Origin of the sequence: Marinobacter azerbaijanicus, from assembly GCF_030250645.1 — a bacterium.
Taxonomy (GTDB): Bacteria; Pseudomonadota; Gammaproteobacteria; order Pseudomonadales; family Oleiphilaceae; genus Marinobacter; species Marinobacter azerbaijanicus.
Map to the genome: position 1 here is coordinate 144720 of NZ_JASSVS010000008.1, position 21115 is coordinate 165834.

17 protein-coding genes are annotated in these 21115 nt (G+C 57.5%); 10 read left to right on the plus strand and 7 right to left on the minus strand.

What is annotated here, in order from left to right; genetic code table 11:
- Positions 1 to 8 precede the first annotated feature (8 nt).
- Entirely contained in the window at positions 9 to 701 is a 693-nt protein-coding gene (locus QPM17_RS15890; RefSeq protein WP_285391950.1) for an ABC transporter ATP-binding protein, read from the plus strand.
- Positions 701 to 3187 (plus strand): ABC transporter permease, encoded by a 2487-nt coding sequence (locus QPM17_RS15895; protein ID WP_285391832.1) that lies wholly within the window; start codon positions 701 to 703, stop codon positions 3185 to 3187. Before QPM17_RS15890 ends, QPM17_RS15895 begins: the two co-directional genes overlap by 1 nt.
- A 19-nt stretch (positions 3188 to 3206) precedes the next feature.
- On the opposite strand, the gene QPM17_RS15900 is transcribed toward QPM17_RS15895, so the two are convergent.
- The 4 genes from QPM17_RS15900 to QPM17_RS15915 form a co-directional block, all read right to left on the minus strand.
- On the minus strand, positions 3207 to 4001 hold the full coding sequence (locus QPM17_RS15900; protein ID WP_285391833.1) for a substrate-binding periplasmic protein: 795 nt from the start codon (positions 3999 to 4001) through the stop codon (positions 3207 to 3209).
- Between the two features lie 186 nt (positions 4002 to 4187).
- The gene (locus QPM17_RS15905; RefSeq protein WP_285391835.1) at positions 4188 to 5375 is read right to left on the minus strand and encodes an iron-containing alcohol dehydrogenase; all 1188 of its coding nucleotides are present in this window, start codon (positions 5373 to 5375) and stop codon (positions 4188 to 4190) included.
- Positions 5375 to 5920, minus strand: a complete 546-nt coding sequence (locus QPM17_RS15910) for a hypothetical protein (protein WP_285391836.1) — start codon at positions 5918 to 5920, stop codon at positions 5375 to 5377. The genes QPM17_RS15905 and QPM17_RS15910 overlap by 1 nt, the downstream gene beginning before the upstream one ends.
- A gap of 75 nt (positions 5921 to 5995) precedes the next feature.
- Entirely contained in the window at positions 5996 to 7276 is a 1281-nt protein-coding gene (locus QPM17_RS15915) for a M48 family metalloprotease (protein WP_285391837.1), read from the minus strand.
- 205 nt (positions 7277 to 7481) lie between these two features.
- On the opposite strand from QPM17_RS15915, the gene QPM17_RS15920 reads away from it, so the two are divergent.
- The 7 genes from QPM17_RS15920 to QPM17_RS15950 all read left to right on the plus strand — a co-directional run bounded on the left by QPM17_RS15920 (position 7482) and on the right by QPM17_RS15950 (position 15247).
- Positions 7482 to 8219, plus strand: a complete 738-nt coding sequence (locus tag QPM17_RS15920; protein ID WP_285391838.1) for a DUF599 domain-containing protein — start codon at positions 7482 to 7484, stop codon at positions 8217 to 8219.
- An 18-nt stretch (positions 8220 to 8237) separates the two neighbouring features.
- Positions 8238 to 8708 (plus strand): PaaI family thioesterase, encoded by a 471-nt coding sequence (locus QPM17_RS15925; protein WP_285391839.1) that lies wholly within the window; start codon positions 8238 to 8240, stop codon positions 8706 to 8708.
- Positions 8705 to 9139 (plus strand): PaaI family thioesterase, encoded by a 435-nt coding sequence (locus QPM17_RS15930; RefSeq protein ID WP_285391840.1) that lies wholly within the window; start codon positions 8705 to 8707, stop codon positions 9137 to 9139. Before QPM17_RS15925 ends, QPM17_RS15930 begins: the two co-directional genes overlap by 4 nt.
- Positions 9140 to 9514: 375 nt before the next feature.
- Positions 9515 to 11407 (plus strand): molecular chaperone HtpG, encoded by a 1893-nt coding sequence (htpG, locus tag QPM17_RS15935; protein WP_285391841.1) that lies wholly within the window; start codon positions 9515 to 9517, stop codon positions 11405 to 11407.
- 117 nt (positions 11408 to 11524) lie between these two features.
- Positions 11525 to 11743, plus strand: coding sequence for a DUF2835 domain-containing protein (locus tag QPM17_RS15940; protein ID WP_285391842.1), 219 nt, complete (start codon positions 11525 to 11527; stop codon positions 11741 to 11743).
- A gap of 224 nt (positions 11744 to 11967) precedes the next feature.
- Complete coding sequence (katG, locus tag QPM17_RS15945; protein WP_285391843.1) at positions 11968 to 14142, plus strand: catalase/peroxidase HPI; 2175 nt, start codon at positions 11968 to 11970, stop codon at positions 14140 to 14142.
- A gap of 133 nt (positions 14143 to 14275) precedes the next feature.
- Positions 14276 to 15247, plus strand: coding sequence for a tRNA dihydrouridine synthase (locus QPM17_RS15950; protein WP_285391844.1), 972 nt, complete (start codon positions 14276 to 14278; stop codon positions 15245 to 15247).
- A gap of 16 nt (positions 15248 to 15263) precedes the next feature.
- Here QPM17_RS15950 and QPM17_RS15955 read toward each other — a convergent pair whose 3' ends face one another.
- On the minus strand, positions 15264 to 16280 hold the full coding sequence (locus QPM17_RS15955) for a class I fructose-bisphosphate aldolase (RefSeq protein ID WP_285391845.1): 1017 nt from the start codon (positions 16278 to 16280) through the stop codon (positions 15264 to 15266).
- A 163-nt stretch (positions 16281 to 16443) separates the two neighbouring features.
- On the opposite strand from QPM17_RS15955, the gene QPM17_RS15960 reads away from it, so the two are divergent.
- Entirely contained in the window at positions 16444 to 18519 is a 2076-nt protein-coding gene (locus QPM17_RS15960; RefSeq protein ID WP_285391847.1) for a dehydrogenase, read from the plus strand.
- On the opposite strand, the gene QPM17_RS15965 is transcribed toward QPM17_RS15960, so the two are convergent.
- Both QPM17_RS15965 and QPM17_RS15970 read right to left on the minus strand, forming a co-directional pair.
- Positions 18489 to 20057, minus strand: coding sequence for a glutamate synthase-related protein (locus QPM17_RS15965; RefSeq protein WP_285391848.1), 1569 nt, complete (start codon positions 20055 to 20057; stop codon positions 18489 to 18491). The genes QPM17_RS15960 and QPM17_RS15965 overlap by 31 nt on opposite strands.
- Positions 20058 to 20147: 90 nt before the next feature.
- Positions 20148 to 21113 carry a zinc-binding metallopeptidase family protein gene (locus tag QPM17_RS15970; protein ID WP_285391849.1) on the minus strand — a complete coding sequence of 322 codons (966 nt, stop codon included), beginning with the start codon at positions 21111 to 21113 and terminating at the stop codon, positions 20148 to 20150.
- Between the last annotated feature and the right edge of the window lie 2 nt (positions 21114 to 21115).

Below are 21115 nucleotides of genomic sequence, written 5' to 3' on the forward strand. Positions count from 1 at the left end.
AGCGCCCCATGCTGAAGGTCAGTAACCTGACACATAAAGTCAGCCTTGAGACAGATACGCTGACGATCTTGCAGGGGGTCAGTCTGGAAATCAACCGTGGTGAATCCGTTGCGATCGTGGGGCGCTCTGGCTCAGGCAAGACCACCTTGCTGGGCCTGTTGGCGGGGCTGGACACACCCTCGGAGGGGACAGTCGAGCTGGATGGTTCCGTGATCAGCCAGCTCACAGAGGATGAGCGTGCAAAACTCAGATCCCGCAGGGTTGGCTTTGTTTTCCAGTCTTTCCAGTTATTGCCGGCACTGACGGCGCTTGAAAATGTCATGTTGCCACTGGAACTGGGCGGTTTTGACTCACCCAAAGTAAAGGCACGGGAACTGCTGGAGCGTGTCGGCCTTGGCGAGCGGCTCTATCATACCCCGAGACAGCTCTCGGGCGGCGAACAGCAGCGTGTTGCCATCGCCCGGGCCTTCGCCTCGGAACCGTCCATTCTGTTTGCGGACGAACCCACGGGCAATCTGGATAACCGCACCGGCGCGGATGTATCCGACCTGTTGATGACCCTGAACCGGGAGCAGGGGACTACGCTGGTCATGGTCACCCACGATGAGCGGCTTGCGGCCCGCTGTGGGCGGCAGTTCAACATTGAGGCGGGCGTTCTCACTGAGCCGTCCATGGAACAGCAGCCGGAAGTGGTGAACTGATGGCGGCATCGAAGAAACTGATGTCGGTCAAACGTGACTGGCGTGAAAGGGATGTTCGGGTTGTTCTGTCGGCGTTGATTATCGCCGTTGCTACCGTCGCCACCATTGCCCTGTTTGCCAGCCAGTTGCAGCGTACTCTGGTGACATCCGCCAGTTCCTTCCTGGCCGCGGACCGACAACTGGAAGCGGAAAACGGCCGCCCAATCCCTGAAGCCTGGATGCAGGAAGCGGAGGCGCAGGGTCTGGAAACCGCCCGCATGATCGAGTTTTCCACCATGGTCTTTGGCGCTGGCAATTTCCAGCTGGTGTCGGTAAAAGCCGTTAATGACCAGTACCCGCTGCGTGGCGAGGTTGAATATCAGGAAGGCGCGGATGCACCGAGACAGACCGTCGCCCATGGGCCCGGCCGCGGCGAGGCCTGGATCAACCCGCGCCTGTTGCGATTACTGGAACTTGAACTGGGCGACAGCCTGGAAGTGGGTAACCATGAGCTGACCATTTCCGGGCTGCTGGTCCGGGAACCGGATGGCGGGTTCCGCATGTCATCGCTGGCTCCCCGGGTGATGATGCACGTGGACGATGTGGAGCCCACCGGCGTGATTCAGGAAGGCAGCCGCGTGGAGTATGTGTACCTGTTTGCCGGGGAAGAGTCTGTCCTCAACGATTATTACCGCTGGCTGAAACCACAACTGGAACCCAGCCATGAATGGGAGGGTGTGCGCGATGGCGAGACCTTCTCCCGGTCCCTCGAGCGGGCCGAGCGGTTTCTGCTACTCGGTGGCAGTCTGGCGGTAATGCTGGCGGCTGTTGCCGTGGCGGTGGCCAGCCGCCAGTATGCGCTGTCGCAGAGGGATACCGTTGCCCTGCTAAAAACTCTGGGTGTAAGCAGCAAAGGGATTGGCCGGTTGTACCTCCGGCGGCTGGCGCTTTGGGGCATCGTTGGAGCCTTCGGAGGGCTTCTGGTGGCTCTGCCGCTGTACTGGCTGCTGTCCAGTGTGCTGGGTGATGTGCTGGAACAGCAGATCGACTATCAACTGGACCCCAACGCACTGGCACCGGCGCTTCTGACGGCGCTGGTGTCCCTGTTTGCCTTTGCCTACCCTCCGATTCGGAGATTGCGCAACGTGCCGGCCATGCGGGTGTTGCGAAGTCAGCCAGGTGAATCGGGCCGCGAGGCTATTCCCGATCTTGCAATTGCAGTCATAGCGATTTTCGGCCTGGTGTGGATGTACGCCAGGGAAGTTTCTCTGGTGCTATCGTTGTTGGGTGGCCTGGTTCTGTTGCTTGGCACGCTTGCGTTGCTGGGGTGGCTGTTGGTGAGCACGCTGCGCAGAATCAGTGGCGGCGGAAATGCCTGGCGGCTGGCTCTGGTCGGTCTGTACCGGCATCGCCGCGCCAGTCTGTCTCAGATCGCCGTGTTTGCCATGACGCTGATGCTGGCGGCAACTCTGATTCTGGTCAGAACGTCCCTGCTGGACGACTGGCAGGCGCAATTGCCGGAGGATACACCAAACCACTTTCTGATCAATATTTCTCCACAAGCGGTGGATGATGTGGACAGGTTCTGGGCCGAGCGTGGGCATCCTCTGGAGCAACTGTACCCCATGGTCCGTGGCCGGCTTACGGAAATGAACGGTCAGCCAGTGAAAGAAGCGGTGACCAAGGAAGAGCGGGTGGGCGCCCTGAACCGCGAACTCAACCTGACCTGGATGGAGGAACTGCCCGAAGATAACGAGATCGTGGCGGGAGAGTGGTTCCAGGAGGGCCAGACAGACGGTGTTTCCATCGAGGCAGAGTTGGCCGGCAAACTCGGGGTTCAAGTGGGGGACGAGCTTGGATTCACTATCGGATCGGACAAGGTAACGGAGACCGTGACCAGCATCCGTACGGTCCAGTGGGACAGCATGAAGCCGAATTTCTACATGGCGTTTCCGCCAGGTGGTGGGCTGGAAGACATGCCGGCTACCTGGATAACCGCGTTTTACCTGCCTGCAGACAAAAAAAGCGAACTTAACGACTTTTCCCGTCGGTTCCCTACCGTTTCCGTCCTGGAGATTGACCACGTGATTGAACGTATCCAGGAAATCGTGCGCCAGGTAACGCAGGCAATCGAAGCAATACTGGCATTGATTCTGGCGGCAGCCCTGGTAGTGATGGCGGCGGTGGTCAGCGCCACCATGCAGGACCGACAGCGGGAAGGCGCGCTGCTGCGAACCCTCGGTGGCAGGCAGTCGTTGCTGGTGAGAAGCACCATGCTGGAGTTTGCCCTGCTGGGGTTCTTTGCCGGCATCCTGGGGGTTGCAGCGGCCGAAGGTGCTGTCTGGGCGCTGCAGTTCCGGATGTTTGAAGGGGAGTTCCGCTGGCACTGGCAGGCTATCCTGCCTATTCCACTGCTCAGCGCGCTGGTGCTGGCGCTTTTTGGCCGCTGGCAGCTCAAGCCAGTGTTGAGCGTGTCGCCGATGCTTTTGCTACGGCGCCTGGAATAATCATTGTCTGGCCAGGGAGTTAGCGGTAGTTGGCCAGAATCTCGTCCAGCTCGCCGCTCTCCCGCATGGCTTGAAGTTCGCGGTCGAAAGATTCGGCAAAGTCTGCCCAGTCTTTTCTGAGCATCAATCTGAAGCCGTATTCGCTCAGTGCTGTCGACGTGGTTCGGAAGTCGTCCTGCATGCCCTCGTTCAGCAGAATCCATCTGCCGACAAGGCGGTCAGCAACGGCGGCATCCAGGTCGTCGCCATGGAGCACGTATCTGAACATGTCCCTATCCCTGGAAACATCAAAACGGGTGATCCGGCCAGCCTGGAAGTGGGGCTCCAGCGCAGGATAGTGGTAGCCGAGATGGGTGACCAGCGTCAGTGAGAAGAGGTCTTCAGGTGATTCAAATTCCAGGTTCGAGTCCCTGGGCACAAACAATACTTCCTCGATACTCACCACTGGATCGGTAAAGATGAAATTGTCAGCGTTTTTGGTCCACTCCCTGGCCCGGGTTGTGCCGTCGATATAGCCTTCAATAATCATCTGGTCAACACGCTTGCGGGGGATCTTTTCGGGAATGACCCGGTAATCCAGCCGGTCCGCAATCGCGGTGACTACATCCCACATAATGCCGGACTGCTTCCCATTCTCGCTGATCAGATAGGGCGGATAGCCATTGGGAGATACATTGAACCGGAAAACCCGCTCATCTTCCTGTGAGGAGGCCTCCTCTGCGGTGAGAGCGCCTGTTCCGAACAGGGAATAGACAAGGAGTGTCAATGACGCGAGGGTAATCGGCAGTGGCCGGGTGGATGATGCGTTGCGCATAGATGCGAGGCTCTGATTTCAAATAAAGAACTAACCCGGCTACATCCCTGCCAGCAGGAAGAATTGTCACTTTTTCCGGTGTTGATTTCAAGGATTTGGGGAGAATGTTTTGCAGCAAAGTGTCTGAGTTCCCGGAGCCGCTATGGCCCCGACACCCCGACGACAACGGGGGTCGGGGCCATGGGGTCAGGCCCAGGCCTTCTTCAGAACCGCGCGCGCGTCGTCCAAAGTGACTTCTTTCGGATTGAACATCATGGACCCGTCGTCCATGGCCAGTTCGGCGATGGTGTCCAGTTGATGCTCCTCCACGCTACCGGTTTCTTTCAGCGTGCGGGGTAGCTTACAACGCTTGTGGAGTTCGTCACGTAGCTTGCGGAGGGCGGAAATGCTGGCCTCCGCCCGGCGGCTTGATGGTGTGGCGGAATAGACCTCCGGGCCTTCAAGGTAGAGCAGGAGTTCGCCCAGCGGTTGCCGAATGGACTCAAGGTTGTATTCCAGTACATAAGGCAGGTACAGGCTCATGCACAGGCCATGGGGTAGATGGCAGATAGCGCCAGTTGCATGACCAAGCGCATGAACCAGCCCAACCATGGAGTTGGAAAAGGCAATGCCAGCCATGGTGGACGCCTGTGCCAGCTCCAGCCGGCCATCGCTGTCCTTGGGATTATCCATAACCTTCAACAGTGAGCCGCTGATTTTCTTGATTGCTGCGGTTGCGTAGGCATCACTGAGCGGGTTCTTGGCCATGCAGGTGAAGGCTTCCGTGGCATGGGTCATGGCATCCATGGCGGTGGCGGCAGTAATATGCGGCGGCAGTGTCAGGGTCATCCGCGGGTCAATTACTGCAGCGTTGGGCAGTAGAAACGACGATGTGAATGGCAGTTTCACTGACTTGGCAGTGTCGGTAATCACTGCGACGGATGTGACTTCAGAGCCAGTGCCGGCGGTGGTTGGAACCACCAGGAACGGCTTCAACGGGTGCTTGATGATGCCGGCGCCGCTGTATTCGGCTATGTTGTCGCCTCCTTCAGACACCAGAATATTCACAGCCTTGGCGGTATCAATGGCGGAACCGCCGCCCACGGCAATCAGTGAATCGCATTTCTCGCGGCGATAGATCCCCGCAATATCCTTGACCACACCGGTGGAAGAGTCCGGGGGCACATCATCGTAAATGCTGATGATTTCCAGCCCGCTTTCCTCACAGGCGGCAATCACGGGATCGAGAAGGCCGGCAGCACGCACGCCCTTGTCGGTCACGATCATCGGGCGCTTGGCACCCAGGCCGGTCAGTTCATAGGGAATGTGTTCCAGTGCCGCCTTGCCGGCGATTACCTTAACCGGGCAGAAAAATTCGTAGTATTGATTGGTCATTATGTTCTCACCGTCTCGACAAAATTGGTTGCTACCTTGAGGTAAATGCGGGCTGCACTGAGAAGCTTCTCGGGCAGGTGCAGATTTGAGGGGTATTCCTTCACCGCCCGCTTGGCCACGAGCTTGGGAAGAATAAAGGTCTCAAGCCGGTTCAGAATCCGGGTCATCCGGATGGCGTAGCTGATATCCCCGTCCACCAGCATTCTGTCATTGGCAAAAGCCACCGATGTTTTTTCCTGAAAGGAGAGCACCAGAAAGGCATGAACGATGTGCTTGAACTGAATGGACAGGTTCACCGGCCGGGGTGCCGAGTCGCCGTGGTAGTGGAAGCAGCCGTCACCCAGGTGCTCCACAATGAGACGGGAGCCGTTCGGCATCACCATCATCTCAAACAGGAAGCCCGTAGGCAGGGCCCGGGCTTCCTTCTGTACATCAGCGTCAATTTCACTGACGGCCTGAAGCGCACGCCCCATGACCTGGAACATCAGCTCCACATAAAGCCGGCGGGCTTGGAAGACCATCGGCTGGATACGTTTCGCGAGCATGGCAATCGTCCGGTTGTTGTATGATTACCCTGATTTTTAGAGTTATTGCTCTAAAAGTCAATGCGGACGATGACATCAATTCTGCGTCAGTTGGGCCAGCTTCTGTCTCGCCTCCTGTGCAACCTGCCCCTGAGCCTCTGCTGCGGTGCTGTAATACTGGATTGCATCGTTCCGGCGACCCTGTTTCACCGCGATATCCCCGAGGCGTAAATAGGCAATAGAGGTCGGGACTGTTTCATTGGCCTTGTTCAGCCGCTGTCTCGCTTTGTCCAGTTTGCTCAGCTCAAGGGCGTTCAGGCCACTGTAGAGCTGGTAGGTGAACATCTCCGGATAGAGGGATGTGGCCTTGTCAAAGTCGGCTTCGGCTTTCCCCGGATTGTCCTGTGCCTTGTGGATGCGACCGCGAAGGGAGTAGAACGCTGCTTCCTCTGGCTCGATCCTGATGGCTTCGTTTACCTTGGCAAGTGCCTGGTCAAACTTGTCATCGCTTGCCAGCTTCATCGCTTCATCATGGGCATCGTAGGCGGGCTGCCGGCTGCGTAGAAAGGCGAGTTTTTTCTGGTAGGTTTCCCGGCCACGGTAACCGCCAGCGCCGATCTCGTTCACCAACTCCTGATTCTCACGCACGCGCTTCCTGGAGGGTGGGTGAGTGGCGAACATGCCCTCTATAAAACTGGTATTGCGGTTCTCGGAAAGCCGTACAAAGATTTCCTGCAGTTCCACGGCCGCCTGTGGGTCATAGCCAGCTTCTTTCATGTAGCGAATGCCATAATGGTCTGACTCGAGCTCGTCTGCCTGGCTGTACTGTGCAAGAGCAAGCTGGGCGCCCATGGCTGCGCCACCCATGATCAGTCCGGCCCATTCGTTATCCGACAGGGCAAACCCCAGCCCGGCTACGCCGGCGCTGATCAGCATGCCTTGCTGCATGCGCTGGACACTATGGCGTGCGGCGGCATGGACAATCTCATGGCCGAGAATCGAGGCGAGCTGGGCTTCATCATCCAGCTCCATCAGTAGTCCCCGGTTAATGGCAATCTTGCCACCGGGCAGGGCCCAGGCATTGGGCACGCTGCTGTTCAGCACCACAAATTCATAGGGGAGGTCGGGTCGATCACTCACGTCAGCCAGCTTCTGGCCCACTTCACTGACGTACAGGTTCAGTTCTGGGTCCAGGTAAAACTGGCCGCCCTGGGTTTGCTGGGTGGGCTTGTACTGTTCACTGCCGATCGACAGTTCCTGGCTTTCCGGGATCAGCGAAAGCTGTTTTTCTCCGGTAACCGGATTAACGGAACACCCTGAAAGAATCGCGAGTGCAACAATAACGGTGAGGTAACGTAATCCAGCGTGAATGTTCACGGATAAAACTCCTTGGTCGATGTCCCTGGGCGACGTTTTCGATTGCCTTCGCCGCCTTCTGCGAGCGTTGCTACGTTTATACCATATCCCCGTTCTGTACGGTGTTACCACAGCGAAACGCCAGGCGTGTGGAGGCTGCTCCCCCGTTGCGTTATCATCATTGGCTATTACTCTTCTATTGTTCATCAACACCCGGAATCCCTTCATGGGTATTTACCTGGAACTGATTGCACTCGTCTGGTTTCTCATTTGTTGGCTCGGTTACACCGAGTACTCCAAACGCAAGGCGAACGAGCGACCATGCCTGTCAAATACGCTGGACCTGTACCGTGAAGACTGGATGCGGGTGATGCTGAAGCGGGAAAACCGCATCTCGGATGCGTCCGTGGTGGGCAATCTGGAGCGCAACGGTGCTTTTTTTGCGTCCAGTTGCCTATTGATTGTAGCGGGTATTATCACAGCCCTGGGCTATACACAGGAAGTGATGGAAGTGTTCAGCACCATGCCGTTCGGAACCCTGCCCAGCCGTGAAATCTGGGAAATGCGCATGTTGGTGTTGATGGTTATCTTCATTTACGCCTTCTTCAAGTTTACCTGGTCGATGCGGATGTACAATTTCGTGGCGGTACTGATTGGCAGTGCGCCGCTTCCCTCCGACACCAAGGCCAGCCCGGCCTCAAGGGAGGCATTCGCCAGAAGCGCCGGCAATGTCTGCAACATGGCTGGAGATGCTTTCAACCTGGGTCTGCGCTCCTACTACTATGCGCTGGCCGTGGTGTCCTGGTTCATCCATCCCGTTGTGTTCATGGGCGCCTCTACCCTGACTGTGATCATCCTGTACCGCCGGGAGTTCCGTTCCGCTGCCTTACAGGCACTGCGTTCGGGTAAGGTATTCGAGGAACCACCATCCAGGCAGGAAACCGATAAAGAAACCCGAAGCTGATCTGACGAGCCAGACTTTATGAACAATGCCATGAGAATGGACCGGGTTCGCCGTTTTATAGCGACCCTCAACCAGTGTCGTGAACTGGGCCTGACAGTGACGTCGGCAAAGAAGGGACAACTGACTCTGTGCCTGCCGTACAGTGACCGTATTATCGGCAACCCGGACACCGGCGTGATCCATGGTGGCGCCATCACCACGTTGATGGATACTGCTTCTGGTTCGGTCATTATGTGTGCCCTGGAAGATTTCGAGCTGTGCCCCACGCTGGATCTGAGAGTGGATTACATGCGCCCGGCCGAACCCCATAAGCCGGTATATGCCCGCGCTGAAACCTACAGGGTTACCCGCAATATCATTTTTACCCGCTGTGAGGCTTTCCAGGACCCTGGCGAGACCATCGCCAACTGTGTTGGCACTTTCATGAGGATTGGCAAGGAGGCAATGCCCAAGTCTTTCCGTGAGCTGATCGACGGAGACACAAAATGACGAACCCGGAAATCCTTCGCTACACCCAGGAAACCGGTGATTTCTCTCGCATGCTTGAGAGCATTCCCTACGCGCGCTTTATCGGTCTGGAATGCGACCGCTTCGGTGATGATCTGATTTTCCGCCTGCCGAAAAAGGAAGAAAACCTGGGGAACCCGGTACTACCGGCTATTCACGGGGGCGTAATCGGTGGCTTTATGGAGCTGTCCGCAATTATCTACCTGATGATGTCCCAGGAAACCCTGCGTATGCCCCGTATTGTGGACTTCTCCCTGGATTACCTGCGAGCCGGGCTGAACCGGGAAACCTTTGCCGAGTGCCAGCTCACCCGCCAGGGCAATCGCGTGGCCAACGTGATGATCACTGCCTGGCAGAAATCCCGTTCCCAGCCCATCGCAACGGCCCGGGCGCACTTCCTGCTGGAAGACTGAATTCAGCCTGTCGGGGGTTGAAATGCCCCGGTCTAACCCCATTTCTGGTCCTAACAATTCAGGCATTGGTGCAGGCGAGCAGTTGGGGATGGGTTTACGATACACGCCTCGAGACGTCCCTGTGCGGCTCGGGCTCCGCCATCCATGGCTCCGCACGGTTTCGTAAACCCATCCCCAACTGCTCGCCCAGGCTCCGTGCAGGAATCGATATTACTCAACAGTCGGGCGGTGTGGCTGGGTACTTCTTTCCAAAACCCTGCGGAGCCATGGATGGCGGAGCGGAGCTTACATGGACGTATTCACAGCGTGTTTTGGAAAGAAGTACCCAGCCGCACCGCTCCACCGAAGCAAACACAGCAGGAGACAAAATAAGCCATGACGGTTGAATCGCAAAAAGAAACTCTGGGTTTTCAGACGGAAGTTAAGCAACTGCTTAACCTGATGATCAATTCCCTGTACTCCAACAAGGAGATTTTCCTTCGTGAGCTGATCTCAAACGCCTCGGATGCGGAAGATAAACTCCGCTTTGCTGCACTCAAAGATGACAGCCTGTTCGAGAATGATCCGGATCTGAAGATTCGCCTGGATTACGATGCCGACAAAAACACCGTTACTCTGACCGATAACGGCATCGGCATGACCCGTGATGATGTGGTTCAGAACCTGGGCACTATTGCCCGCTCTGGCACCGCTGAATTCCTCAAGCAGCTTTCCGGCGATGAGAAGAAAGACAGCAGGCTGATTGGCCAGTTTGGTGTCGGTTTCTATTCATCCTTCATCGTGGCGGATGCTGTGGAAGTCTTCACCCGTCGCGCCGGTGCGCCGGTTGAAGAGGGTGTTCACTGGGAATCCAAAGGCGACGGTGAGTTCACTATCGAGAACGTGGACCTGGAAGAACGCGGCACCAGAATCGTTCTGCATCTGAAGGACGACGCCAAGGAGTTTGCTGATGGCTTCCGCCTGCGCAACCTGGTGAAGAAGTACTCTGACCATATCTCGTTCCCGGTGGTCATGAAATCAGAATCCGAAGAGGAAGGCGAAAAGGACAAGTACGAGACCGTCAACGACGCCACTGCCCTGTGGACCCTGTCCCGCAGCGAGATCAAGGACGAGGAGTACAAGGAGTTCTACAAGCACATCTCCCATGACTTTGAAGACCCGCTGACCTGGTCCCACAACAAAGTGGAAGGCAAGCTGGATTACACCAGCCTGCTGTACATCCCGGGCCGCGCGCCGTTTGATCTCTATAATCGCGAAGCGCCCCGTGGTTTGAAACTGTATGTGCAGCGCGTGTTCATCATGGATGATGCCGAGCAGTTCCTGCCGCTCTACCTGCGTTTCACCAAGGGTGTGATTGACTCCAACGATCTGTCACTGAACGTCTCCCGCGAAATCCTTCAGAACGACAGCACCGTGGACAGCATTCGCACTGCCGTCACCAAGCGGGTTCTGGACATGCTCTCCAAACTCGCGAAAAAAGAGCCTGAGAAGTACCAGCAGTTCTGGGACGAGTTTGGCACCGTGCTGAAAGAAGGCCCGGCGGAAGACTTCAGCAACCGTGAGAAGATCGCCGGTCTGCTGCGTTTTGCATCCACCCATACCGGTGAACAGGCGCAGACGGTGTCTCTTGACGACTACATCGGCCGCATGAAAGAAGGCCAGAACAAGATCTACTACATCACCGCTGACAACTTCATGGCGGCCAAGAGCAGCCCGCACCTGGAGGTGTTCCGCAAGAAGGGCATTGAGGTACTGATCCTCTCTGACCGGATTGATGAGTGGATGATGGGCTACCTGAACGAGTACGACGGAAAGCAGTTCCAGGACGTTGCCCGGGGTGATCTTGATCTTGGCGAAGTGGAAACCGAGGAAGACAAGAAGCATAAGGAAGAGGCTGCAGAGGAGCACAAGGAGCTGCTGGAGCGCATCAAGACGGCCCTCGGGGATCGGGTGCAGGAAGTGCGCGTCACCAATCGCCTGACTGATTCACCAGCCTGCCTGGTGGTGGCCGACTTTGATATGGGGGCCCAGATGAAGAAAATCATGGAAGCTGCCGGCCAGAAAGTGCCCGATAGCAAGCCGATTTTCGAAGTCAATGTGGAGCACCCGCTCGTGCAGCGCCTTGAGAAGGAGCAGGGCGAAGACCGCTTCAAGGAACTGTCTGCGGTATTGCTGGACCAGGCGACCCTGGCCAGTGGTGAGCAGCTGCCTGATCCCGGTGCCTATGTCAGCCGCCTGAACCGTCTGCTGCTGGAACTGGCTAACTAAAGCAAGGCAGTGTAGGTCGGATTAGGCGAAGCCGTAATCCGACAACCGAGCCGAATGTAGTGTCGGATTACGGCTTCGCCTAATCCGACCTACGACTGTTACGACTGTAAAGGTGCCATGCAGCAGATAATTGTGGACGTCGATATCAGCCCTGATGAGTGGATAAAGCTCTATCAGGGCGTTGCCACTGATGTCCGTACCACGGCCCGGGATGGACGTTCTGTCCGTTTCCCGGCCCGTATCCTTTCACGCTTCTATCTCCGTGATGGTATTCAGGGAAGCTTCCGCATTCTGTTCGACGATGCCGGGAAGTTCACGTCCATAGAAAGAATCTGACCTTTCAGGCCACCCCGGTTGCACCGGATTCTGGCGAATCAGTCCACCGAACCTGTCTGCGCTCCGTAAACGGGAGAGTGGCTTTTGCGGTCTCCCGGAACTCAATAGGCATACGCTATCCAGGACATAATAAATCCTCAGAGCAGAGCAGTTTATTTGACCTATAGTTAGGGTTGCTCACGTAAATGTAGTGTCGTTTTGCCAAACCGAATCAGGAGAGAGAAATGACAGAGAACAATAGCTCAGGCGGAAAGTGCCCGGTCATGCATGGGTCCAATACCCAGGAAAAAGCCGATGTGTCTGCCAACTGGTGGCCGGAAAACCTGAATCTGGACATACTGCATCAGCACGACAGAAAGACCAATCCGCTGGGGGAGGATTTCGACTATCGGGAAGAGGTCAAAAAGCTCGACTACGAAGCACTCGAAAAAGACATGCACGAGCTGATGACCAACAGCCAGGAATGGTGGCCTGCGGACTGGGGGCATTACGGCGGTCTGATGATCCGCCTGGCATGGCACGCTGCCGGTACTTATCGTATAGCTGACGGGCGTGGCGGTGCCGGTACCGGCAACCAGCGATTTGCCCCGATTAACTCCTGGCCCGACAACGTAAGCCTGGACAAGGCGCGGCGTCTGCTGTGGCCGCTCAAGAAAAAGTATGGCAACAAGGTAAGCTGGGCCGATCTGTTTATTCTGGCTGGCAATGTCGCCTACGAATCCTTTGGCCTCAAGACGTTCGGCTTCTCCTACGGCCGTGCGGACATCTGGCATCCGGAGAAGGACATTTACTGGGGCGCAGAAAAAGAGTGGCTGGCGCCGTCTGACAGCCGGTATGAGGATGTCGAGAAGCCTGACACCATGGAAAATCCTCTCGCCGCAGTCCAGATGGGTCTGATTTATGTGAACCCTGAAGGTGTGAACGGTGTATCTGACCCGCAGAAATCGGCCGAGCAGGTTCGCATGACTTTTGCCCGTATGGCAATGGATGACGAAGAGACCGCAGCACTGACCGCCGGTGGGCACACCGTAGGTAAAACCCACGGTAACGGCGATGCGGAAGCACTTGGGCCAGAGCCTGAAGGCGCTGATGTTCATGAACAGGGGCTTGGCTGGCACAACCCGAACCTGAAAGGCAAAGCGACCAATGCCGTTTCTTCAGGCCTCGAAGGCGCCTGGACCACCAACCCGACCCAGTTCGACATGGGTTACTTCGACCTGCTGTTCGGTTACGAGTGGGAACTGACAAAGAGCCCGGCTGGCGCGAACCAGTGGGAGCCCGTCGATATCAAGGAAGAAGACAAGCCGGTTGATTCAACCGACCCTTCCGTGCGCCGTAATCCGATGATGACGGATGCGGATATGGCCATGAAGGTGGATCCGAAGTACCGCGCAATCTGCGAGAAATTCATGGCAGATCCGGAGTATTTCAAGGACTGTTTCGCACGCGCCTGGTTCAAGCTGACTCACCGGGATATGGGCCCGAAGTCCCGTTACATCGGTCCGGATGTGCCGTCGGAAGATCTGATCTGGCAGGATCCGGTGCCCCAGGGCGAGACCAACTACATCGAAGAAGTGGTCAAAGAGAAGATCGCCGAGGCCGGCCTTAGCATTAACGAGCTCGTCTCTACGGCTTGGGACAGCGCCCGTACCTTCCGGGGTTCAGATATGCGCGGTGGCGCCAATGGTGCCCGCATCAGGCTGGCTCCCCAGAAAAGCTGGGAAGGCAATGAGCCGGATCGCCTGGCGAAAGTGCTGAAAGCCTACGAGAAGGTCTCCGCCGACACGGGTGCCAGCATAGCGGACGTGATTGTTCTGGGTGGTAACCTGGGCATCGAGATGGCTGCAAAGGCTGCCGGACATGAAGTTCATGTGCCGTTCCTCAAAGGCCGTGGTGACGCAACGGATGAGATGACCGACGCCGACTCCTTCGAGCCGCTGGAACCGCTGGCCGATGGCTTCCGCAACTGGCAGAAGAAGGACTACGTGGTCAAACCGGAAGAAATGCTTCTGGACCGCGCCCAGCTGTTGGGGCTGACTGCGCCGGAAATGACTGTCCTGATCGGTGGTATGCGGGTGCTGGGCACCAACCATGGTGGTACCACGCACGGTGTTTTCACCGACCGTGTTGGCCAACTGACCAATGACTTCTTCGTGAACCTGACGGACATGGCGAATGCTTGGGAGTCTACCGGAAAGAACTCCTACAATATTGTGGATCGCAAGAACGGCAACACCAAGTTCACCGCGACCCGTGTTGATCTGGTGTTCGGTTCCAATTCCATCCTGCGTGCCTATTCAGAGGTGTACGCCCAGGACGACAACGAAGAGAAGTTTGTGAAGGACTTCGTGTCCGCCTGGACCAAAGTCATGAACGCGGACCGTTTCGACGCTAAATAAACCCTGCCAACGAAAGGGCATCCCGGTGACGGGGTGCCCAGCTACCAACTTCCCGCCAAATTACTTACAATCCGCCTCGCCTGATTTTTGATCAGCCTTGATCTGAACATATCTCGTTTTTGCTGGAGCACTTATGCGAATTATCCTCGCCCCGATGGAAGGGCTGGTCGATGCACCTATCCGTGAAACCCTGACCAGAGTCGGCGGGATTGACCGGTGCGTCACCGAATTCATTCGCGTTACCCACGGCATGCTGCCGCCGCGAGTGTTCTACAAATACGCCCCGGAACTGCATAACCAGTCACTGACGGAAGTGGGCACGCCGGTGGCCGTTCAGCTTCTCGGCTCAGACCCACACCAGATGGCGCGCCACGGAGTAAAAGCCGCCGAACTGGGGGCAACCCAGGTCGACATCAATTTCGGCTGTCCTGCCAAAACCGTGAACAAACACAAGGGTGGCTGCGTGCTGATGCGCGAGCCAGAGCTGATGCACGAAATTGTGGCCGCTGTTCGCCAGGCTGTGCCCGAGAGCGTGCCGGTTACCGCAAAAATGCGGCTGGGCTATGACGACCGCTCCATGGGCGTCGCCTGTGCCCAGGCACTGGAAGCGGCCGGTGCTGAAGAAATTGTCATCCATGCCCGCAGCAAGGTGGATGGCTACAAGCCCCCGGCCTACTGGGAGGAAATTGCCAGGGCCCGGGAAGCGGTTGACACTCACATCATTGCCAACGGTGAAATCTGGACCGTGGCGGACTACTGGCGATGCCGGGAAGTGTCCGGGTGTGACGATGTGATGATTGGCCGGGGCCTGATTGCACGGCCGGACCTGGCGCGGCAGATCAAGGCAAGCCAGCAGGGCGAGACCATAACGGACATGACCTGGCCGGAAGCTGTGGCTCTGGTGCGTGAATATGCCACCGTTCTGCAGGGCTGGCTGGAAGACCGCTATGTAACAGGCCGCATCAAGCAGTGGCTCAACTTCCTGCGCCAGGGTTTTGCCGAAGCCGAAGCCCTCTGGCCGGAAGCTCGCAAGATTCGCCAGGTGGCGCCCATGCTGGCCTGCCTGGAGAAGCCGATAGCGGTGGCCGGGCCCCGCGCAGCCTGAAGGCTGCCCCTTAGGGTCAGCCTTCCATATCCGCTGAATAATGCCCCAGGGTCGCCAGGCTGTTGAGCTTTGCCCGTTTCAGCAGTGCATTCTGGGCAGAGGTCCGGTTAGAGGAAATTCCCGCCCAGGCCTTTTGTGCGGGCTCCTGAAGGGCGCGGCCGTATGAGAAGCTCAGTACCCATGGCAGTGAGTTGCCGCTGTTCATGGCGTTAAGGTTCAGGGTTGCCTCCTCGGGTGTCTGGCCGCCGGAGAGGAAATTGATGCCGGGGACCGCCGCTGGAACCACTCTTCGAAACACCCGCAGGGTGTGTTCTGCCACTTCCTCGGGGCTGGCCTTATGGCCGGTGGCTTTACCAGGAGTAACCATGCTGGGCTTGAGAATCATGGTTTCCAGTTCAACACGGTGGCGCTGCAGGGCCCTGAAGACTTCGCTGATAACCGCCTCACTGACATCAGCACAGCGCTCGATGGTGTGGCTGCCATCAATCAGTACTTCCGGCTCAACGATAGGCACAATGCCGCAGGACTGGCAGATTGCCGCGTAACGGGCCAGAACTTCGGCATTGGCTTCAATGGCTGCACGGCTGGGATTGGTGTCGGTGATATGATAAACGTTTCGCCACTTGGCAAACCGCGCGCCCAACTCCTTGTAATGCTCAAGCCTCTCGGCCAGCCCGTCCAGGCCCTCGGTAATCTCATCACCCGGGGCATTGACCATAGGGCCTTTGCCCTTATCCACCTTGATACCCGGAACAATCCCCTCTCTGGCGGCGACCGATGGCAGTGGCTTGCCATCGTCCGACTTCTGGCCCAGGGTTTCTTCAAACAGAATAACGCCACTGACGTATTCGCCCAGGCCTTGCGTTTCAAGCAGCAGACTGCGGTATTGGCGACGCTTTTCTTCGCTGGACTCAACGCCAACCGCCTTGAATCGCTTGGCGATGGTAGGGTGGCTTTCGTCCGCCGCGAGAATTCCCTTGCCGGGCTGAACCAGTTCCCGGACTGTAGCGTTCAGATCTTCCTGAATGGTCATGGAGAGCTCCTTATTGATCTGTGACGGTCTGAGCGTAATTTGTGCTGTAATCACCATTGTAGACGGAGAATGGCGCTCCGGATTTTGATCTGCGCTAAGGCAAAAACAGATGCCATGATTTAGTCTATAGATGATAACAACAAGGAAGGGGGAATGCCTGAATATGAAAACCGTCGTCAGTATCAGCCAGGGATCCGCCGAATACGATTACGAGCTGGAAACCGAGTTTCTGGGCCAGCCCTTTCGTGTTATCCGTATCGGGACAGACGGCGATCTTGCCAGGGCAGAATCAGTGCTCGAATCGGTCCACTCGCAGGCGGATGCTATCGGCCTCAGCATGCTTCACGACCACTACGAAGTGGGGCGCGAGCAGCTTGAGCACCCGGACACCGCACGGCTGGAGGCCTGTGTCCCGGACAAGTCGGTTACCACCGGCGCCGGTCTGCGTGCCATTCTTCAGGAATGGGCGGTGCGCCACACTCAATCGGAGCTCGGGCATTTTTTCGACAACGCGCGGGTGCTGTTCCTGAATGGCCAGGCAGGTTATCGCATTGCGAAGGCGCTTTCAGAGCACACCGACAATCTGTTGTTTGCTGATCCCTACACTGATTTCGGTGTGCCCAGACTGCTGACATCATTGAAACAGCTGGAAACCTATACTTCACTCACAGCGCCGATAATGTTCCGGCCCGCAGCGGTGAGAGCCGTCGAGACCATCCTGCGGACTCCGTTGTACCGGCTTGGCGAGGGACTGGTCAAAGGGTCTCTGAACCACGCCGTTTCCGAGGCTCACGTTATTGTTTCGGCCATTGGAGATCTGGAGAATTTCACCCATAAGGAACTGGACGGCAAGACGGTAATCACCTCCCGTGTCACTGATTCCGCCCTCGACTGGATGCGTTCCCGGCGTGTCGCCATGGTTGTGGACTACAGCCCCTGGCTGGAAGGCCGGCCGGTCGGTGTCAACGTAATGGAGGCAATGATCAGTGCAGCATTGTCCAGGACTCCGGGACAACTGGGGCCGGACGACTATCTGGATGTCATCCAGAACCTTGGCATCGAGCCCCGCATTCTCTACCCGGACGGCTATCGTCGGGTAAACCGGTTTGCTTTTGTGATCCATCCGCTTTCGCAGCAATACCTCACCAAAACGCCACCTCTGGACTGGATTGCCAATGTGTCGCCGCCCATGGTGATGAACCTGGTTGAAAAGGCTGTTGCCTATACGCCGCCGTTTATCTACTCGAAGGTTTCCGGCGTCCGGTCACCCACGGGTGATGAAGTCGAGGGTTGGCTGATAACCGTGGGAGGCACGCCCCGGGAAATCATGGCTCATGACCCGGAGTTTACCTACGCCAGACTGTTGCAGGCTGCGGAACTGGCGAAAAAGCTGGGGGCCCAGATTATGGGGCTTGGTGCCTTCACCAAAGTAGTGGGCGATGCCGGCATCACGGTGGCAAAGCGGGCACCGTTGCCCATTACCACCGGCAACAGCTACAGTGCCTCGGGCGCTCTCTGGGCGGCTCACGACGCGATGAAAAAAATAGGGCGGGTAGACATCGGCCCTAGCGGAAAAGCCGCCGGCAAGGCCATGGTGGTGGGTGCGACGGGCGCCATCGGCTCAGTCTGCGCGCGCCTGCTTGCCAAGGCTGTGGAGGAAATCTACCTGGCTGCGCCAGAGCCCGCAAAACTGCTGGCGCTTAAAGAGAGCATCGAACAGGAAACCCCCGGAGCGATCGTACACGTTGCCGGCTCTGCAGAACGGGATCTGTCCGAGATGGATATGATCGTCACCGCCACCTCCGGCGCCGGTAAGCGCATTCTGGACATCATGAAAGTGAAGCCCGGCTGCGTGATCACAGACGTCGCCCGGCCACTGGATATTCCCGCAGAGGACGTAGCCAAACGCCCGGACGTTCTGGTGATTGAATCCGGTGAGATCCAGCTGCCCGGTGAAGTCCATATGAAAGATATTGGCCTGCCCAAAGGGATTGCCTATGCCTGCCTGGCGGAAACCATTGTGCTTGCCCTGGAAGGGCGGTTCGAGAACTTTACGCTGGGCCGGAATATAGAGTGGGAAAAAGTAAGGGAAATCTACAAACTGGGCCTGAAACACGGCATGAAGCTGGCCGCCATCTCCGGTGTGAATGGGGTGTTCACCGAAGAGGATTTCGAACGTGTCCGAATCCTGGCGGCCAGAGAAGAGACTCAGGCGGAGGGGTCGACCATACCCGCGTAGCGTACCCCGCTTAACAGGGCCATGTCCCGATGCCAGGTCGACAGATCCTCCCGGTTGAATTTGCTGAGGCTGTCGTGGCCGCAGGCTCTGGCCATGACCTGCATCAGGGACACGGACGCCTCGAGGAAGTTCTTGAGCTGCCTGGACGACGTTTCGATATCAAGCCTCTGACGCAGGTCCTTTCTCTGGGTGGCGACGCCTGCGGGACAGTTGTTGGTGTTGCAGATCCGTGCGGCGACACACCCGATAGACTGGATGGCACTGTTGGCGATGGCAACACCGTCGGCACCCAGAGCCATGGCCTTGACGAAATCAATGGGTAGCCGCAGACCACCGGTCACAATCAGAGTGACCCGGCCGCTGGCCCCATGGTCATCCAGGTAGCGCCGGGCCCGGGCCAGTGCAGGGATAGTGGGGACGCTGATGTGGTCCCGGAAAATCTCCGGGGCAGCACCGGTAGCACCGCCACGGCCATCCAGAATGATATAATCGGCACCGGCGTCGAGGGCGAACTGCACATCGCGTTCAATGTGGTTGGCACTTAGCTTGAAACCCACCGGAATACCACCGGTGATCTCCCGAACCCGGTTGGCGAACTGCCGGAAGTCTTCCACTGACTGCAGATCCTCAAAGGTGGGTGGTGATGTAAAAGGCTCACCCTCCTTGATGCCTCGTACCTCGGAAATCCTGCCAGTGTTCTTGTTGCCGGGCAGGTGGCCGCCGGTGCCGGTTTTCGCGCCCTGACCACCCTTGAAGTGAAACGCCTGAACCTGCTTCAGTATTTTTTCGTCATAGCCGAACTTCGCGCTACCGAGTTCATAGAAGTAGCGGGAGTTCTCCTGCTGCTCTTCCGGCAATATGCCGCCTTCACCGGAGCAGATGCCGGTTCCGGCCATCTCTGCCCCCCGTGCCAGCGCGATTTTGGCTTCTTCAGACAGTGCCCCGAAGCTCATGTCAGACACAAACAGCGGCATGCTGAGAGTCAGGGGCTTCTTTGCTTCCGGGCCAATAACCAGTTCGGTGGACACTTCCGCATCTTCCATCAGCGGCCTGGAGGCCAATTGGGCCACCATGAGCTGCAGATCGTCCCAGTGGGGCAGGGTATGGCGCGGAACGCCCATCGCCGTTGTGGGGCCGTGTGGGCCCATGTTGCTCAGGCCTTCCCGGGCAAGTTGGTGGATGAACGCAACGGTCGGCTCCTCCGTTGTTGCCTTCGCCTTCGGCGCCTTATCGGAATCTCCGTTTTCCCCATTGTCTTCACTATCTTTACCGGGCCCTTCTTTTCCCACCTGGTCTTTGCTGAACCGTTGATGGGTGCCGTCGCAGTAGGGGGCATCGTGAGTGTGTTTGCACTGGCACAGCACGGCCTCCTCGTCTTTGTCGGGGGTAAAACTCTTGGGCGTGAAATCCGTGTCGGCGTGGGAGCCATCACAGAAAGGCTGGTCGTCGGAACGTCCGCAGGTGCAGAAAAGGTACTCCTCGCCCTTCTTTAACGAGACTTTCCTGGGTTTGTTGTCTGCGATTACGGGATTGCTCATAAGCCGACTCCTTGGTTGTTTACAAGAGCTACGCTGGCATCCGGTATGCGGATTGGCTGCCGGGGATGGATGCCCGGCGGGCCAACCGGGTCAGAGTCCCTGGGCCCCCCTGCGAAGCCAGTCGTGCACAAACGAGAGCTTCTGGCGTGCGAAATCCGACAGTACAAAGGGGTACAGGTCTGAAAGACCCATGGACCGATTCACGTGGTTTACGCCCACGGCAATCGATGCGGCAATGTGGATCAGACGCTGGGCATCGGGCTCGGAATAGGGGTCCCAGTTGGTACCCGGAACATCCGGAGAGGTAAGGCCTGCAGCCACAAAGCTGTCGGTCAGATCTGTCAGGTGCAACAGGTGGGCAGCCGTTTCCGCCCAGTCTTCATGGGGATGGGCCGAAGCGTAGCTGGTCAGGTAATACTGCTTCCAGTCCGGCGGCGGGCCGTTTTCGTAGTGGTGTTGCAGCGCCCCGGGGTAGCTGATTCGCTCATCACCAAACATTGCACGGAAGGCATCGAGGAAATCCTCCCGCAGGCTCAGGCGCCACCAGAGCATATGGGAGATCTCATGGCGCATATGGCCAATCATGGTCCTGTAGGGCTCTTCCAGTGCTTCACGGCGGGTGGTGCGCAACACCGGATCCGCCTCGGCCACGCTGATAGTCACCACACCCTGGGCATGCCCCATGGGTACCGGGGTGGGCCCTTCGGCAAGCATGTGGAAAACGGGCCGTGCCCCCGGGTCTTCCGGGCGGAACCAGTGCCAGCGCCCCAGATTGTCGAGCGCCCAACGTTTGGCCGCCTCGGTTTGAGCCCAATTAGGCATTGCGTTGGGAATGGATGGGTCTGGTGCCAATGCCGTCATGGCACAGGAACGGCAGAAAGCCCCTTGCTCAGGCGCAATCCAGTTGCATCCAATCACATCGCGGTTGGCGCAGAAGGGCGGCATGGGCAGAAAGGCCCGTGCCTGTGGGTCGTAAGCAACGGGAGTACCGTCGGCAGTGGCAAGATTATCGAACCAGAGTGAGCCGGAACCGACGGGGTTTGCGAAAACGCGCATAG